Source organism: Microbacterium sp. NPDC064942, from assembly GCF_049545525.1.
GTDB lineage: Bacteria > Actinomycetota > Actinomycetes > Actinomycetales > Microbacteriaceae > Microbacterium > Microbacterium gawkjiense.
In genome coordinates this window covers 85,203-99,725 of the sequence record NZ_JBMWDR010000006.1, presented here as the reverse complement: position 1 = coordinate 99,725, position 14,523 = coordinate 85,203, and the positions used below count along the sequence as shown (strand labels likewise).

Below are 14,523 nucleotides of genomic sequence, written 5' to 3'. Positions count from 1 at the left end.
GACCGCGCCTCAGCCGGTGATACCCAGACGCTTCTTCACCCGGTGAGCGATCGGGCGGAGGGCCGGGAATCGCCCGAGAGCCCGACGCCCCAGCGGTGCGACGGACCTCCACAGCCGCGCGCCGATCCAGGAGTCCGCTGCCGGCGCGGGCTGCATCGTCGCTGCCCCCGCTTCCGCATAGAAGCGGAGGAGGCCGAGGAGCGTCTTCGCATCCTCTAGAGTCGGCTCGGGCGAGAACTCAGGATTGAATCCGCCGGCGACCAGGTTGCGTGTCAGCAGCGCGACGTCAAGGGCGGCGGCTCGATCGGCCGCCACCAATGACGCTTCGGAAAGCTGCGCGTACTCAACTGGGTCTGCGGCGACGCGAGCGATCTCGGCGGCGAGACCGGCGGCATCCGCCTGGGCTACGGCGACGATGCCCCCGTTGCCCTGTACGAGCGTCAACCACGGGAGCTCGTACATGAAAACGGGCAGACCGCGCGACTGCGCCTCAGCGATTGTCAGCTGGTAGCCCTCGATGATGCTCGTCGTCACGAAGGCGTGTGCCTCATCGATGGCCGAGAGGAGCTGCTTTCCGCGGAGGGGGCCGACAGCCTGCACGTGCTGGCCGACCCCCCGCCGGCGGGCCGCAGCGTTGAACTTGGCGGCTGTGTATCCCTCCCAGTCGGGGCCAATTACCGTGAGGGTGAAGTCCTCTCGCTGGCGCCGGAGATTCGCGGCGACCTCGATGAGTTCGCTCGTCCGTTTGGTGCCTTCTTCTAGCCGTCCCCACCAAATCAGGCGGAGGGGTCCCTTTCTGATGTCCTTCGGCGCCGCCGGGCGATCGCGAGACAGCATCGCGGATGGTGGGTTCGGGATGAACGACGCGTGCGCGATACCCCTCAGTTTCAGGTAGGCGACATCCAACGGTGAGAGCACGACGACGTGGGCGAGTATGTCGGCGTGGCGCTCGATGATGCGCAGCCGGTCATCGCGATCCAGCAGTGGGCGCGCGACGAAGTTGTGGAGCCACCCGATGGTCGGCACCCCGTGCGCACGCGCCATGGCGGCGAACTCCGGCCAGTATCGCGTGTAGAACATCTGGTGATCGATGACAAGATCCACGCCGCGCTCGCGGCAGAGCTCCGCCCAGGCGGCGAGCCGCTTCGGCAGATCTCCGCCGGCGAGTTCCACGAACTCGATCTCCGCCGGGACGAGACTCAGATCGGTCCCGGCGGAGCGGGCGACGACGATGACCCGATAGCCGGCGTCGGACAGGTAACCTGCCTGCGCCGCGAGGACCGCCGCCACACCTCCGGTCCGCCAGCTGGACGTCGCCAGGAGGATCGTGCGTACGTTCCGGCCCGTCAGCGAGGCATGAGACACGTGCCGCGAGAGCGCGGACAGAGACCTGGGCGAGAACGCCGCGGCCGCGGCGAGGAGTTCCTGGTCGTTCGCCTTCGAACGAAGATGCGCAACGGCCGCGTCAAGTACTCCCGGTGCCGCTCGTTCGATCAGCTGCAGGCAGACGTAGCCGAGTATCCACTGTCGGGTTGCGCGGTATGACAACTGCACCGTCTCGGGGTCCCGAGCCGTCGCGGAAATGGATGCCACGGCATCCCGGATGCTGTCGACGGAGTCGATTGCCGTGGCGTAGAACTCGGCTCGCTCCATCGTGTCGACATCGTGTCCGCTGCCGCCGCGCCCCAGGTGATAGCGATAGAGCTTCTCGTCGATCGATACGAAGTGCTCCGCCAGCGTCGCGACGAGGAACATGAGCGGCAGGTCATTGACGCGGATCAGGACGAGGTCGGCGGGGATGTGCGCGTAGGCGCGCCGCAGCAGGTCCGTGTGGAAGAGGTACCGCCAAAGCTGCCCCTGCGCAGGCGCACCCGGCGCGAACAGCTCCCGCATGATGTCGCTGCCCGTGAGCGTCGTGTGCCGCGGTGCGAGTCGCTGCTCGTACGTGCCACCGGATCGACCGTGTCGGTCAATGACGGTGACGTCGAATTGCACGAGGTCGGCAACGGACGCCCTCATTGCGGCCAGGGAAGCCTCTGCGGCACGGGAATCGAGTTCGTCGTCGCCGTCCAAGAAGAGCACCGCCTCCCCTCGGGCCGACGTCACGCCCGATCGTCGCGCCTGGAGGGCGGATCGGGTGGTCTCATGACGGATGAGGCGGATGCGCCCGTCCTGGCGCTGCATCCTCTCGATGACGGCGACCGTGCCGTCGTCGGACGCGTCGTCCACGCAGACGACCTCGATCTCCCGGAGGGTCTGGGCGAGGCACGATGCGAGGGCCGCCTCGATGGTGCCCTCGTCGTTGTGCACGGGGACGACGATGGAGACGAGAGGCGCAGGTGACATCGCACAGATCATACGGCCCGGCATCCGCGTCGATTCTGCGCTCGCAGCCGCGTCTGTGATGATGGACGCTCACTTCCCACACCCTTGGAGGGGCATCGCCATGCAGATTCGCCGGCGAACCATCTACATCGGCGCGGCCATCGTCCTCGTCGGTGCGCTCACCGGGACCGCGGTCGCACTCACGACCAGCGGGTCGGCGCCGGCGCCCGAAACACGCTCCACCCCCTCGGCGTCGACTCAGGCTCCCACTCCGACACCCACCCCGACGCCGACCCCGGTCGCCGCACCGCAATCGGTCGTCGCGGTGGGTCCCTTCGGCTCGTGGGAGCGCGCCTCCACGACGAAGGTGGCTCGGGTCGTCCCCCAGGTCGGTCAGGCCGCGGACGGCGCGGTCGCCGCGTACATCGATGCACCGGTCATCGATCAGAAGACGACGGCGCTCGCCGTCGAGGCCGCCGTCGTCGCGGGTGCGTCGTACGAGTTCTCCGCACAGGTGCGGTCCCTCTCGCCCCTCCCCGAGGCGGTGGATGCGTCCATCGAGATCGCTGATCAGCGGATCGCTTTGTCCGAGCTGGATGCAGCGTGGTCGACGGTGACGGGAACCTTCACCGCGCCGGCGGATGCGGACACCGCTGAGATCCGCGTGGTCCTCGACGGCCCCGTCGCCGGGCTCGGCATCGACGATGTCTCCTTGGTGGGCGCCGACGGCAAGAACGTCGTCCCCAACCCGTCATTCGAGAAGGTCGGCGGCAAGGACACGATCGTCAACCGCTCCCTCATCCTGCCGGCGTCGAACCCGATGCTCGCGGTCCGCGCACCGGCCGGGCAGATCTCCTGGACCGCGACGGATGCCGGCGGCAAGGTCGCAGCGAAGGGCGCGCTCGACGCGTCCCACGCGCTCGAAGCGGTCCCGCTGACGGGCCTGGACGAGGGGTACTACAGCGTGGCCGTGAAGACGGGCGCAGGCACCGTCAAGACCCTGCTCGGCGTCATCGACTACGAGGGCACGACCATCGCCGCCGACCCTCGGTTCGGTGTGGGCCTCCACGTCGAGAACGACCTCTACAGCGATGCTGCCGACCTCACGGCATCCCTCGGGATCGGCTTGGCCCGCAACGACGTCCTGTGGCGCTTCAACGAGACCACGAAGGGCGAATACGACTGGGCGGACCACTACGTCGACGGGTTCGACCGGTTGCACGCCCACGGCGTCCAGCTCCTCGGCATCGTCAACTACGGCAACGAGCTGTACGGCAATGGCAAGGTGCCCACGAGCAAAGCGGCGATCAAGGCCTACGGCGACTATGCAGCCGCCATTGCCGAGCGATTCGACCTCGTCGGGCTCGAGGTCTTCAACGAGTTCAACCACCCGCGCTTCAACAAGACGGCCTGCGGCACGAAGCCCTCGTGCTACGTCCCCCTGCTCGATTCCGTGCACAATGCGGTCGAGAAGGTTGACCCGGACCTGCCGATCATCGCCGGCTCGACCGCGCGCTACGACGCACCGTGGTTCGACGGATTGTGGCGCGCGGGCGGCCTGAAGTACGCGGACGCGATCAGCTTCCACCCGTACGAGGTGTCGAGTGACCCGGAGTCGCTGGCCGGGATCATCGACGAAGCGAATCGCAGCATGAAGGAGAACGGCAAGACGACCCGTCCCATCTGGATCACGGAGCTCGGCAGCTCGTCGAAGACCGGTGGCCGCACCGTCTCGGCGCAGGCGGATTATCTTGTCCGCACCGCGGTGACGGCGCTCGCCGGCGGGGCCGAGAAGTTCTTCTGGTACGACCTCATCAACGATGACCCCGACCCCGCCAAGCACGAGGGCAACTTCGGCATGTACTACCAGAAGGCCTCTGGAGTGGCGGCGTTCCAGCCGAAGCCCGTCGGGTACGCGCAGGCTCTCATGGTCGCTCGCATCGGTGGTCGGAGCCTCGCCGCCGATGAGACGGCGAAGGGAGTCCACTCGGTGCGCTTCGGTGACGAGAAGGATGCCGTGCGCGTCGTGTGGGCTCCGAAGGGCAAGGCGGAGATGACCGTCCGCAGCGATGTCGCAGTGACGGTGACCACCATGACGGGCGCCACGAAGACCATCGAGCCCGTCGACGGGGTGGCGACCATTCCGGTGACGGTTCGGCCGCAGTTCGTCGAGAGTTCACTCGAGCCCGCCGGTGCAACGCCCGCGCCGACGGTCTCCCAGACACCCGCTGGCTAGGATGTGAGCCATGCCTCCCGAGACCCGACGCGCCGCGCGTGAAGCGGCCGAGCGGGCCGCGGCCGGACGTTCCGCCGCGCCCGATGACCGCGACGACAGCGACGAGACCCACAGGACGTCGCGCGGTCGCATCGTCGGCCGCGTGATCCTGATCGTCGTCGTCCTCCTCCTCGCCCTCGCGGTGTGGCTCGTGATCAAGGTCGTGATCGCCAAGAACGGTCTCGAGTCGGCGCAGGCGGCCGTCACCTCCATCCAGGACGGCGGGAACGTCTCTGACGCCATCCCGAAGTTGTCGTCCGGTGCGGCGGATGCGGCGGGTGCCGCAGCCGATCCGGTCTGGCGCATGGCGGAGCTGATCCCGGGCGCGGGCGACAACCTGCGCGGCGTGCGTCTGGCGGCGGAGACCCTCGACGTGTTCGCGAACGACGTCGGGGGGCCGGTCTTCAAGATGCAGGATGACGGCCAGGGGAAGATCCTCGCCCGTGCCCTGCCGCTCATCGAAGCGGCCGCTCCCGAGATCTCCAAGCTGAGCTCCGAGTTGAAGGGTGTCGCCGCGTCGGACGCCCTCATCGGACCGGTCCGCTCGGGAGTCGACCAGGTCGCCGAGGTGGCGGATGGCGCCGGCCCCATGTTCACGCTCCTTCCGAAGCTCCTCGGCGCAGAAGAAAAGCAGAACTACCTGCTCGTCTTCCAGAACAACGCCGAGGCGCTCCCACTCGGGGGCAGCTCGGCCTCGCAGACGCTCATCACCGCAGACAAGGGCGACCTCGAGATCGCGGGACAGGCCAGCAGCGCTTCCTTCGTCGAGGGCGAGACGGTCGACCTCGACATCTCGGAGTCGGCGAAGGCGCTCTACGGCAGCCGCTACGGCAGCTACATCAACCTCGCGCCCTCCCAGCCCGACTGGCCGGGGGTCGCGGAGATGGTGAAGGCGTTCTGGAACCGCGACATCGACGACACGCACATCGACGGCGTCATCTCGGTCGATCCCATCGCCCTTCAGCGCATGCTTCTCGCGACCGGTCCCATCGAGGTCGACGGCAAGACTCTCGACAACAAGAACGCCGTCAAGACTCTCCTCAGCGACGTCTATCGGTGGTGGGACCCGTACACCGACCCGGACCTCAAGTCCGACGCCTTCTTCGCCGGTGTCGCGAGCGCGGTCTTCGACAAGATCGCCGGGGGCGACTTCAACATCAAGGACATGTTCTGGGCGATCGGCGAGAGCATCGATGCCGGCAGCATCCTGGCCTGGAGCGAGGACCCGGACACGCAGAAGATCATCGCGGGCTCGGGGCGCCTCTCCGGCATCCTTCCCACCGACAACACCGCGGAGACCGTGAACGGTGTGTTCTTCCGCAACGTGTCGGCCTCGAAGATCGACTACTACACGAAGACCGCTGTCGAATCCACGATGTCGTGCGCCGATGGCGTGACGACCCTGACGACGACCGCGACGGTCTCGCTCGACATCAGTCAGGCGGACGCCGAGGATCTTCCGCGATACGTCCAGAGTCGGAGCCAGCGGGCGGCGTACTTCGGGACCCAGGTCTACATGTACGCGCCTCCGGGGATGGAGCTCGCCTCCGCGGAGACGACAGGCGGTGCATCCGCGTTCCGGACGGGCAATGTCGACCTCGGCCGGGTCGTCGAGCCGTTCCAGGCGCGGCTGCGCCCGGACGGCACCTTCACGGTGACCGCGACGTTCACCGGGAAGGGCGACTTCGGGCCGCTCTCGGTGTGGACGACGCCGATGATCAACGAGACGAAGACGACCGTCACCGACACCTGCCATTGATCCAACGCCTGGCCGAATGCGGCCGGTTTGGTAGCATCCTGTGAGATTCACAGCACACGTCGTCGACGGCGCGAGTCGACGCGCGGGGCGGTTCGACCTGGCTGTGCCGTCGACAGGAAGGCTGATTTCCGTGATCCGATCCGCGCTGCGGCTGCTGCCGTCGGGGACGTTCGCGGACATGACGGGGGATGCCGGGTGCTGAGGCGTGCCGTCGCAAGCCGGTCGATGCGTGGCATCCGGCGGGCTGATCGACGACTCGACCGCGCCTCCGTCGTGGTCCCCGCCCGTCGCTCCGCGCGGGATTGGCCCGCCCGTTTCGCCGGCCGCCTGGTCTACAGCGACACCGTCGTCGTCGCCGCCGTCCTCGTGGGCTTCTACACCCTGGTCCTCCCTGACGAGCGCCGCGACGTCACGTGGGACGGCGGCCCGCAGATCCCCTACGTGGCGGCGCTCGTGCTGCTGGGTGTGGTCTGGCTCATCGCCCTCGCTGTCTTCGAGACGCGTGATCGCAACATCGTCGGCAGTGGCGAGCAGGAGTACCGCCGCCTCGTCAACGCGACGGTGGCCGTGTTCGCGCTGTTCGTCGCGATCGCCTTCTTCCTCCGCATCGAGGTGTCGCGCAGCCTGTTCCTCGTCGCCATGCCGGCCGGCCTGGTCGCCCTCATCTTCAGCCGGTGGCTGTGGCGGCTCTGGCTCCGCGGCCAGCAGCGTCGCTCGAAGTACGTCTACCGTGCGCTCGTGATGGGGGAGCCCGCGAAGGCGGGCTCGATCATCCGTGCGATCCGGCGAGCGGACTCCTCCGGCTTCGACATCGTCGGGGTCGTGACCGACGTGCGCGGACGCCAGACGATCAGCGACGTCCCCGTCGTCGGCGGATTCGCCTACGCGATGGAGGCGATGGATGCCACTGACGCCGACACGATCATCGTCGCCGGGGCGGACGAGGTGCACCCCGAGATGATGCGTCAGCTCGGCTGGGACGTCGCGGACCGCAGCGGCAACCTCGTCGTCGCCCCCGCGTTGACCGACGTCGCGGGGCCCCGCATCCATTCCCGACCGGCGGCGGGGCTGCCGCTCGTGCACGTGGAGTTCCCGCGACTGGACGGCGTGCGCCGCTTCGCGAAGCGCACATTCGACCTGCTCGGCTCGGTCGTCCTCATCCTGGTCTTCTCGCCGGTGATGCTGGTGACGGCCATCGCGATCCGGTCCGAGACCCCCGGCCGCGTCATCTACCGTCAGCCCAGGGTCGGTCTGGGCGGTGACGAGTTCGGCATGTTGAAGTTCCGCTCGATGGTGGCGGATGCCGACGATCAGCTCGCGAGCCTCCTCGATCTGCAGGGGACCAGCGACAGTCCGCTCTTCAAGGTGACGGACGATCCGCGGATCACGAAGGTCGGGCGCGTCATCCGCAAGCATTCGATCGACGAGCTGCCCCAGCTGTTCAACGTGCTCGTGGGGACCATGAGTCTGGTCGGCCCCCGTCCGCAGCGCGCGGCGGAGGTGGCGCTGTACGACGACGCCGCCCACCGCCGGCTGCGGGTGAAGCCGGGAATGAGCGGCCTGTGGCAGGTGAGCGGACGCTCCACGCTGTCGTGGGAGGACGCCCTGCGCCTGGACCTCTACTACGTCGAGAACTGGTCGTTCATGCAGGACATCCAGATCCTCTTCCGCACCCTCAGCGCCGTCGTGGCGCCCGGACGCACAGCGCACTGACGGCGGTGGGGGAGCGTACCCGGCGGCGCGACACGCCCGGGTTTGCGACACGCCCGAACGGCACGTAGACTGTACAGGTTCCACATTCCTGCGCACTGCGCGGGATCACTGCCAGGGCAGTGCATAGGCGAGAAGCCTAGGCCGCGGGCAGCAGAACATCACATCCCCACACCCACTCCGGAAACGGATGCGCACGCGTGCGTGCGAGGGGAAGCGGATGCCGCAGGTCTCCTGCGGACTGACATCAGAACAGCGGTGACGGATCCCCCACCTCCGGGCGGGGAGAAGTGCCCGGCGCGCAAGCGCCCCGTGCGTCCAATGCCCTCGAGGTACGACGCGAGAAAGAGAGTGAGCAGACAATGGCGGGACAGAAGATCCGCATTCGCCTGAAGTCGTATGACCACGAGGTCATCGACTCGTCGGCACGCAAAATCGTCGACACCGTGACCCGTGCGGGCGCGACGGTCGTGGGCCCGGTGCCCCTTCCGACCGAGAAGAACGTGATCGCAGTCATCCGTTCGCCGCACAAGTACAAGGACAGCCGCGAGCACTTCGAGATGCGCACCCACAAGCGCCTCATCGACATCATCGACCCGACGCCCAAGGCCGTCGACTCGCTGATGCGTCTCGACCTCCCGGCCGACGTCAACATCGAGATCAAGCTCTGAGGTCGATCATCATGGCTGACATCAACTCCAAGGTTTCCAAGGGCCTGCTGGGCACCAAGCTCGGCATGACCCAGGTCTGGGACGAGAACGGCAAGGTCGTTCCCGTCACCGTCATCGAAGTCGCCCCCAACGTGGTGACCCAGGTGCGCACGCCCGAGCGCGACGGCTACAACGCCGTGCAGATCGCTTACGGCCAGATCGACCCCCGCAAGGTCAACAAGCCGCAGACGGCCCACTTCGAGGCTGCCGGTGTGACCCCGCGTCGTCACCTCACCGAGGTGCGCACGGCGGATGCCGCTGACTACTCACTCGGTCAGGAGCTCACCGTCGACGCCACCTTCGAGGCCGGCCAGCTGGTCGACGTCGTCGGCACCAGCAAGGGCAAGGGCTTCGCCGGTGTCATGAAGCGTCACAACTTCAAGGGCGTTTCCGCTTCGCACGGTGCGCACCGCAACCACCGCAAGCCCGGTTCGATCGGCGCCTCGTCGACCCCGAGCCGCGTCTTCAAGGGCATGCGCATGGCCGGCCGTATGGGTGGCGAGCGCGTGACCGTCCTCAACCTCACGGTGCACGCCGTCGACGCCGAGAAGGGTCTGCTGCTCGTCAAGGGCGCCGTCCCCGGTGCTCGTGGCCGCATCGTCTACGTCCGCAACGCAGTGAAGGGTGCCTGAACATGGCTGACTCGACTCTCGCGCTCGACGTCGTGAAGGCAGACGGCAAGAAGGCCGGCTCCGTGGAGCTGCCCGCCGCGCTGTTCGACGTCAAGACGAACATCCCCCTCATCCACCAGGTCGTCGTCGCGCAGCTCGCGGCGGCTCGCCAGGGCACCCACTCGACCAAGCGTCGCGGTGAGGTCTCCGGTGCCGGCCGCAAGCCCTTCAAGCAGAAGGGCACGGGTAACGCCCGTCAGGGCTCGATCCGCGCGCCGCACATGACCGGTGGTGGCATCGTCCACGGACCGAAGCCGCGCAACTACTCGCAGCGCACCCCCAAGAAGATGGTCGCCGCCGCCCTCCTGGGCGCGCTCAGCGACCGGGCTCGCGGCGGGCGTCTGCACGTCATCGACTCGTTCGGCATCGAGGGTGCGCCCTCGACGAAGGCTGCTGCCGCGGTTCTGGCTCAGCTCGCGCCGACGAAGAACGTCATGGTCGTCATCACGCGTGATGACGAGCTGAGCGTCAAGAGCGTCCGCAACCTCGCGTACGTCCACGTGCTCACGTTCGACCAGCTCAACGCCTACGACGTGCTCGTCTCCGACGACATCGTCTTCACCAAGGCCGCCTACGACGCGTTCGTCGCTGCGAAGGCCGGCTCCACCGAGGAGGTCTCGGCATGACCGCCGTCAACAAGGACCCGCGCGACATCATCCTGAAGCCGGTCGTCTCCGAGAAGAGCTACGGGCTCATCGACGAGGGCAAGTACACGTTCCTCGTGGACCCGCGCGCCACCAAGACCGAGATCAAGCTCGCCATCGAGAAGATCTTCGGCGTCAAGGTCGCGTCGGTGAACACGCTCAACCGCCCGGGCAAGTCCCGCCGCACCCGTTTCGGCACCGGTAAGCGCAAGGACACCAAGCGCGCCATCGTGAGCCTGAAGTCGGGCACCATCGACATCTTCACGGCCGTCGGCTGACAGCTGGGATAGAGGACTAGAGACATGGCTATTCGCAAGTACAAGCCCACGACCCCCGGTCGTCGCGGTTCGTCGGTCGCCGACTTCGCTGAGATCACGCGGTCGACGCCCGAGAAGTCGCTCCTTCGCCCGCTGGCGAAGACCGGTGGTCGCAACAACCAGGGCCGCATCACGACCCGTCACATCGGTGGTGGCCACAAGCGCCAGTACCGCGTGATCGACTTCCGTCGTAACGACAAGGACGGCATCAACGCCAAGGTCGCTCACATCGAGTACGACCCCAACCGCACCGCGCGCATCGCGCTGCTGCACTACTTCGACGGTGAGAAGCGGTACATCCTCGCCCCGAACAAGCTGTCGCAGGGTGACATCGTCGAGTCGGGTGCCGGCGCCGACATCAAGCCCGGCAACAACCTGCCGCTGCGCAACATCCCCACCGGTACGGTCATCCACGCCATCGAGCTCCGCCCCGGCGGCGGCGCGAAGATGGCGCGCTCGGCCGGTGCGTCCGTCCGCCTCGTGGCGAAGGACGGCCCGTACGCGCAGCTGCGTCTGCCCTCGGGTGAGATCCGCAACGTCGACGCGCGCTGCCGCGCCACCATCGGCGAGGTCGGCAACGCCGAGCAGTCCAACATCAACTGGGGCAAGGCCGGCCGCAACCGCTGGAAGGGCATCCGCCCGACCGTCCGCGGTGTCGCCATGAACCCGGTCGACCACCCGCACGGTGGTGGTGAGGGTAAGACCTCCGGTGGACGTCACCCCGTCACTCCTTGGGGCCAGGCCGAGGGTCGTACCCGGCACCCCAACAAGGAAAGCGACAAGTTGATCGTTCGCCGTCGCAACGCCGGCAAGAAGCGGAAGTAGGAGTAGAGGAAGATGCCTCGCAGCCTTAAGAAGGGCCCCTTCGTCGACGAGCACCTGCTTCGCAAGGTCGTCTCGCAGAACGAAGCCGGTACCAAGAACGTCATCAAGACCTGGTCGCGTCGTTCGATGATCATCCCGGCCATGCTGGGTCACACGATCGCCGTGCACGACGGACGCAAGCACATCCCCGTGTTCGTGTCCGAGACCATGGTCGGTCACAAGCTGGGCGAGTTCGCGCCCACCCGCACCTTCCGCGGCCACGAGAAGGACGACAAGAAGGGCCGTCGCCGCTGACGCGGCGACGCTCTCAGAGAGAGGAAGAGGAGGAGTAAAAGTGGTGGAATCCATCGCACGCGTGAAGCACATCCGCGTGACCCCTCAGAAGGCTCGTCGTGTCGTCGCGCTCATCAAGGGCAAGCAGGCTCAGGAGGCTCTCGCCATCCTGAAGTTCGCTCCCCAGGGTGCCAGCGAGCCCATCTACAAGCTCGTGGCCGCTGCGGTCGCGAATGCTCGTGTGAAGGCCGACAAGGACAACGAGTTCCTGGACGAGCAGGACCTGTACGTGAAGAACGCGTACGTGGACGAGGGCACGACGCTCAAGCGTTTCCAGCCCCGCGCCCAGGGTCGCGCGTTCCAGATCAAGAAGCGCACCAGCCACATCACGGTCGTGCTCTCGACCCCCGAGGTCGCCGAGTCCGCCCCGGCTGCCCAGACCAAGAAGGCGAGCAAGTAATGGGACAGAAGGTCAACCCGTACGGCTTCCGCCTCGGCATCACCACCGACCACGTGTCGCGTTGGTTCTCGGACTCCACCAAGCCCGGGCAGCGCTACGCCGACTACGTGGCGGAGGACGTCAAGATCCGTCGCCTCCTGACGACGTCGCTCGACCGTGCCGGCGTGAGCAACATCGAGATCGAGCGCACGCGTGACCGCGTCCGCGTCGACATCCACACCGCCCGCCCGGGCATCGTGATCGGCCGCCGCGGCGCCGAGGCCGAGCGCATCCGCGCCGACCTCGAGAAGCTCACCGGCAAGCAGATCCAGCTGAACATCCTCGAGGTGAAGAACCCCGAGGCCGACGCTCAGCTGGTCGCGCAGGGCATCGCCGAGCAGCTCTCCGCCCGTGTGGCCTTCCGCCGCGCGATGCGCAAGGGTCTGCAGGGTGCGCAGCGCGCCGGTGCCAAGGGCGTCCGGATCCAGGTCTCCGGCCGCCTCGGCGGCGCCGAGATGAGCCGTTCGGAGTTCTACCGCGAAGGCCGTGTGCCCCTGCACACCCTCCGCGCGAACATCGACTACGGCTTCTACGAGGCGAAGACCACCTTCGGCCGCATCGGCGTGAAGGTCTGGATCTACAAGGGCGACCTCACCAACAAGGAGCTCGCTCGCGAGCAGGCCAACGCGCCGAAGTCACGTCGTGACGACCGCGGTGGCGACCGTCGTCGTGGCCCCCGCAGCGAGGCCCCCGTCGCAGAAGGAGCGTCTGCCTGATGCTTATTCCCCGCAAGGTCAAGTACCGCAAGCAGCACCACCCGAAGCGTGACGGCGCCGCCACCGGCGGCACGACGGTCAGCTTCGGTGAGTTCGGCATCCAGGCCCTCACGCCCGCTTACGTGACGAACCGTCAGATCGAGTCCGCTCGTATCGCCATGACGCGTCACATCAAGCGTGGCGGAAAGGTGTGGATCAACATCTACCCCGACCGTCCGCTCACCAAGAAGCCGGCCGAAACCCGCATGGGTTCCGGTAAGGGTTCGCCCGAGTGGTGGGTCGCCAACGTCAAGCCGGGTCGCGTCCTCTTCGAGGTCGCGGGCGTCAACGAGCAGCTCGCTCGCGAGGCCCTGACCCGTGCCATCCACAAGCTGCCGCTCAAGGCACGCATCATCAAGCGCGAGGAGGGCGACGCGTAATGGCCGTCGGCACCAAGACGCTCGCCCCGAGCGAGCTGGACACGTTCGAAGACCAGCGCCTCGTGGAGGAGCTGCGCAAGGCCAAGGAAGAGCTGTTCAACCTGCGCTTCCAGTCGGCCACCGGCCAGCTCGAGAGCCACGGCCGCATCCGTGCGGTCAAGCGCGACATCGCGCGGCTCTACACCGTCATCCGCGAGCGGGAGCTCGGCATCCGTGCCACCCCCGCCCCGGTCGAGACGGCCACCAAGGCGAAGAAGAGCAAGGCCAAGAAGGCGGACGAGTCCGCTGAGGCCGCGAAGGAAGAGGCCGAGTGATGGCTGAGAAGAAGGATGCCGCTACGGCGCCCGTGACCGCTGGTCACGAGTCGGCCGAGCACGACGTCCGCGACGTCAACGCCCGTGGGTACCGCAAGGCCCGCCGCGGCTACGTCGTCAGCGACAAGATGGACAAGACGATCGTCGTCGAGGTCGAGGACCGCGTGAAGCACCCCCTCTACGGCAAGGTCATCCGCCGCACGTCGAAGGTGAAGGCTCACGACGAGCAGAACACCGCCGGCATCGGCGACCTCGTCCTCATCAACGAGACCCGTCCGCTCAGCGCCACCAAGCGCTGGCGCCTGGTCGAGATTCTCGAGAAGGCGAAGTAAGCAATGATCCAGAACGAGTCTCGCCTCAAGGTCGCCGACAACACCGGCGCCAAGGAGCTCCTCACGATCCGCGTCCTCGGTGGTTCCAACCGCCGTTACGCCGGTGTCGGGGATGTCATCGTGGCGACCGTCAAGGACGCGATCCCGGGCGGCAACGTCAAGAAGGGCGATGTGGTCAAGGCCGTCATCGTCCGCACCGTCAAGTCGACCCGTCGTCCCGACGGCTCGTACATCAAGTTCGACGAGAACGCCGCCGTCATCCTGAAGAACGACGGGGAGCCCCGCGGCACCCGCATCTTCGGTCCGGTCGGTCGTGAGCTTCGCGACAAGAAGTTCATGAAGATCGTCTCGCTGGCACCGGAGGTCATCTGATCATGGCGCACATCAAGAAGGGTGACCTGGTTCAGGTCATCAGTGGCCGCAAGCAGGACAAGGGCGGCGACCGCGGCAAGCAGGGCAAGGTCCTCGAGGTCCTCGTCGAGCAGAACCGCGTCGTGGTGGAGGGCGTGAACTACGTCACCAAGCACACCCGCGTCGGCCAGTCACAGCGCGGCACCAAGACGGGCGGCATCGAGACGATGGAAGCCCCGATCCACATCTCCAACGTGGCGCTGGTCGACCCGTCGACCAAGAAGCCGACCCGTGTCGGCCACCGCGTCGAGGAGCAGACGAAGGACGGCGTCAAGCGCACCGTCCGCGTCCGCTACGCCAAGAAGAGCGGCAAGGACCTCTGA

General features: G+C 67.1%; 17 protein-coding genes. 16 read left to right on the top strand and 1 reads right to left on the bottom strand.

The window, feature by feature from the left end; translation table 11 throughout:
* Positions 1-9 precede the first annotated feature (9 nt).
* Positions 10-2,346, bottom strand: coding sequence for a glycosyltransferase (locus ACPEH2_RS11250; protein ID WP_423718714.1), 2,337 nt, complete (start codon positions 2,344-2,346; stop codon positions 10-12).
* 100 nt (positions 2,347-2,446) lie between these two features.
* On the opposite strand from ACPEH2_RS11250, the gene ACPEH2_RS11245 reads away from it, so the two are divergent.
* The 16 genes from ACPEH2_RS11245 to rplX all read left to right on the top strand — a co-directional run bounded on the left by ACPEH2_RS11245 (position 2,447) and on the right by rplX (position 14,523).
* Positions 2,447-4,561, top strand: a complete 2,115-nt coding sequence (locus ACPEH2_RS11245) for a hypothetical protein (RefSeq protein ID WP_423718713.1) — start codon at positions 2,447-2,449, stop codon at positions 4,559-4,561.
* Between the two features lie 10 nt (positions 4,562-4,571).
* Positions 4,572-6,359, top strand: a complete 1,788-nt coding sequence (locus tag ACPEH2_RS11240; RefSeq protein WP_423718712.1) for a DUF4012 domain-containing protein — start codon at positions 4,572-4,574, stop codon at positions 6,357-6,359.
* Positions 6,360-6,632: 273 nt separating this feature from the next.
* A complete protein-coding gene (locus ACPEH2_RS11235) occupies positions 6,633-8,072 on the top strand; it encodes a sugar transferase (protein WP_423718711.1) in 1,440 nt (479 codons plus the stop codon).
* Positions 8,073-8,431: 359 nt separating this feature from the next.
* On the top strand, positions 8,432-8,740 hold the full coding sequence (rpsJ, locus tag ACPEH2_RS11230; RefSeq protein WP_018171443.1) for a 30S ribosomal protein S10: 309 nt from the start codon (positions 8,432-8,434) through the stop codon (positions 8,738-8,740).
* A gap of 11 nt (positions 8,741-8,751) precedes the next feature.
* Entirely contained in the window at positions 8,752-9,411 is a 660-nt protein-coding gene (gene rplC, locus ACPEH2_RS11225; RefSeq protein WP_064003332.1) for a 50S ribosomal protein L3, read from the top strand.
* Positions 9,412-9,413: 2 nt separating this feature from the next.
* Positions 9,414-10,076: a 50S ribosomal protein L4 gene (rplD, locus tag ACPEH2_RS11220; protein ID WP_064003331.1), complete on the top strand. Its 663-nt coding sequence runs from the start codon at positions 9,414-9,416 to the stop codon at positions 10,074-10,076.
* Positions 10,073-10,372 carry a 50S ribosomal protein L23 gene (gene rplW, locus ACPEH2_RS11215; protein ID WP_064003330.1) on the top strand — a complete coding sequence of 100 codons (300 nt, stop codon included), beginning with the start codon at positions 10,073-10,075 and terminating at the stop codon, positions 10,370-10,372. Before rplD ends, rplW begins: the two co-directional genes overlap by 4 nt.
* A gap of 24 nt (positions 10,373-10,396) precedes the next feature.
* A complete protein-coding gene (rplB, locus tag ACPEH2_RS11210; RefSeq protein ID WP_036309862.1) occupies positions 10,397-11,236 on the top strand; it encodes a 50S ribosomal protein L2 in 840 nt (279 codons plus the stop codon).
* A gap of 12 nt (positions 11,237-11,248) precedes the next feature.
* A complete protein-coding gene (gene rpsS, locus ACPEH2_RS11205; RefSeq protein ID WP_018187348.1) occupies positions 11,249-11,530 on the top strand; it encodes a 30S ribosomal protein S19 in 282 nt (93 codons plus the stop codon).
* A gap of 40 nt (positions 11,531-11,570) precedes the next feature.
* Positions 11,571-11,969 (top strand): 50S ribosomal protein L22, encoded by a 399-nt coding sequence (gene rplV, locus ACPEH2_RS11200; protein WP_064003329.1) that lies wholly within the window; start codon positions 11,571-11,573, stop codon positions 11,967-11,969.
* Positions 11,969-12,724: a 30S ribosomal protein S3 gene (gene rpsC / locus ACPEH2_RS11195; RefSeq protein WP_064003328.1), complete on the top strand. Its 756-nt coding sequence runs from the start codon at positions 11,969-11,971 to the stop codon at positions 12,722-12,724. Before rplV ends, rpsC begins: the two co-directional genes overlap by 1 nt.
* Positions 12,724-13,143: a 50S ribosomal protein L16 gene (gene rplP / locus ACPEH2_RS11190; protein ID WP_217528404.1), complete on the top strand. Its 420-nt coding sequence runs from the start codon at positions 12,724-12,726 to the stop codon at positions 13,141-13,143. The genes rpsC and rplP overlap by 1 nt, the downstream gene beginning before the upstream one ends.
* A complete protein-coding gene (gene rpmC / locus ACPEH2_RS11185) occupies positions 13,143-13,457 on the top strand; it encodes a 50S ribosomal protein L29 (RefSeq protein WP_018187344.1) in 315 nt (104 codons plus the stop codon). Before rplP ends, rpmC begins: the two co-directional genes overlap by 1 nt.
* Positions 13,457-13,789 carry a 30S ribosomal protein S17 gene (gene rpsQ / locus ACPEH2_RS11180; RefSeq protein WP_082886192.1) on the top strand — a complete coding sequence of 111 codons (333 nt, stop codon included), beginning with the start codon at positions 13,457-13,459 and terminating at the stop codon, positions 13,787-13,789. The genes rpmC and rpsQ overlap by 1 nt, the downstream gene beginning before the upstream one ends.
* 3 nt (positions 13,790-13,792) lie before the next feature.
* The gene (rplN, locus tag ACPEH2_RS11175) at positions 13,793-14,161 is read left to right on the top strand and encodes a 50S ribosomal protein L14 (protein WP_064003326.1); all 369 of its coding nucleotides are present in this window, start codon (positions 13,793-13,795) and stop codon (positions 14,159-14,161) included.
* Positions 14,162-14,163: 2 nt separating this feature from the next.
* Positions 14,164-14,523 (top strand): 50S ribosomal protein L24, encoded by a 360-nt coding sequence (gene rplX, locus ACPEH2_RS11170; protein ID WP_064003325.1) that lies wholly within the window; start codon positions 14,164-14,166, stop codon positions 14,521-14,523.

Bases quoted from the DNA above. Each gene is read 5' to 3' on its own strand.
- rpsS (WP_018187348.1), top strand. From the start codon at position 11,249: ATGCCTCGCAGCCTTAAGAAGGGCCCCTTCGTCGACGAGCACCTGCTT.
- rplX (WP_064003325.1), top strand. From the start codon at position 14,164: ATGGCGCACATCAAGAAGGGTGACCTGGTTCAGGTCATCAGTGGCCGC.
- rplB (WP_036309862.1), top strand. From the start codon at position 10,397: ATGGCTATTCGCAAGTACAAGCCCACGACCCCCGGTCGTCGCGGTTCG.
- rplC (WP_064003332.1), top strand. From the start codon at position 8,752: ATGGCTGACATCAACTCCAAGGTTTCCAAGGGCCTGCTGGGCACCAAG.
- ACPEH2_RS11245 (WP_423718713.1), top strand. From the start codon at position 2,447: ATGCAGATTCGCCGGCGAACCATCTACATCGGCGCGGCCATCGTCCTC.
- rplW (WP_064003330.1), top strand. From the start codon at position 10,073: ATGACCGCCGTCAACAAGGACCCGCGCGACATCATCCTGAAGCCGGTC.
- rpsJ (WP_018171443.1), top strand. From the start codon at position 8,432: ATGGCGGGACAGAAGATCCGCATTCGCCTGAAGTCGTATGACCACGAG.
- rplP (WP_217528404.1), top strand. From the start codon at position 12,724: ATGCTTATTCCCCGCAAGGTCAAGTACCGCAAGCAGCACCACCCGAAG.
- rpsC (WP_064003328.1), top strand. From the start codon at position 11,969: ATGGGACAGAAGGTCAACCCGTACGGCTTCCGCCTCGGCATCACCACC.
- rplN (WP_064003326.1), top strand. From the start codon at position 13,793: ATGATCCAGAACGAGTCTCGCCTCAAGGTCGCCGACAACACCGGCGCC.
- ACPEH2_RS11240 (WP_423718712.1), top strand. From the start codon at position 4,572: ATGCCTCCCGAGACCCGACGCGCCGCGCGTGAAGCGGCCGAGCGGGCC.
- ACPEH2_RS11250 (WP_423718714.1), bottom strand. From the start codon at position 2,346: ATGTCACCTGCGCCTCTCGTCTCCATCGTCGTCCCCGTGCACAACGAC.
- rpsQ (WP_082886192.1), top strand. From the start codon at position 13,457: ATGGCTGAGAAGAAGGATGCCGCTACGGCGCCCGTGACCGCTGGTCAC.
- rplD (WP_064003331.1), top strand. From the start codon at position 9,414: ATGGCTGACTCGACTCTCGCGCTCGACGTCGTGAAGGCAGACGGCAAG.
- rpmC (WP_018187344.1), top strand. From the start codon at position 13,143: ATGGCCGTCGGCACCAAGACGCTCGCCCCGAGCGAGCTGGACACGTTC.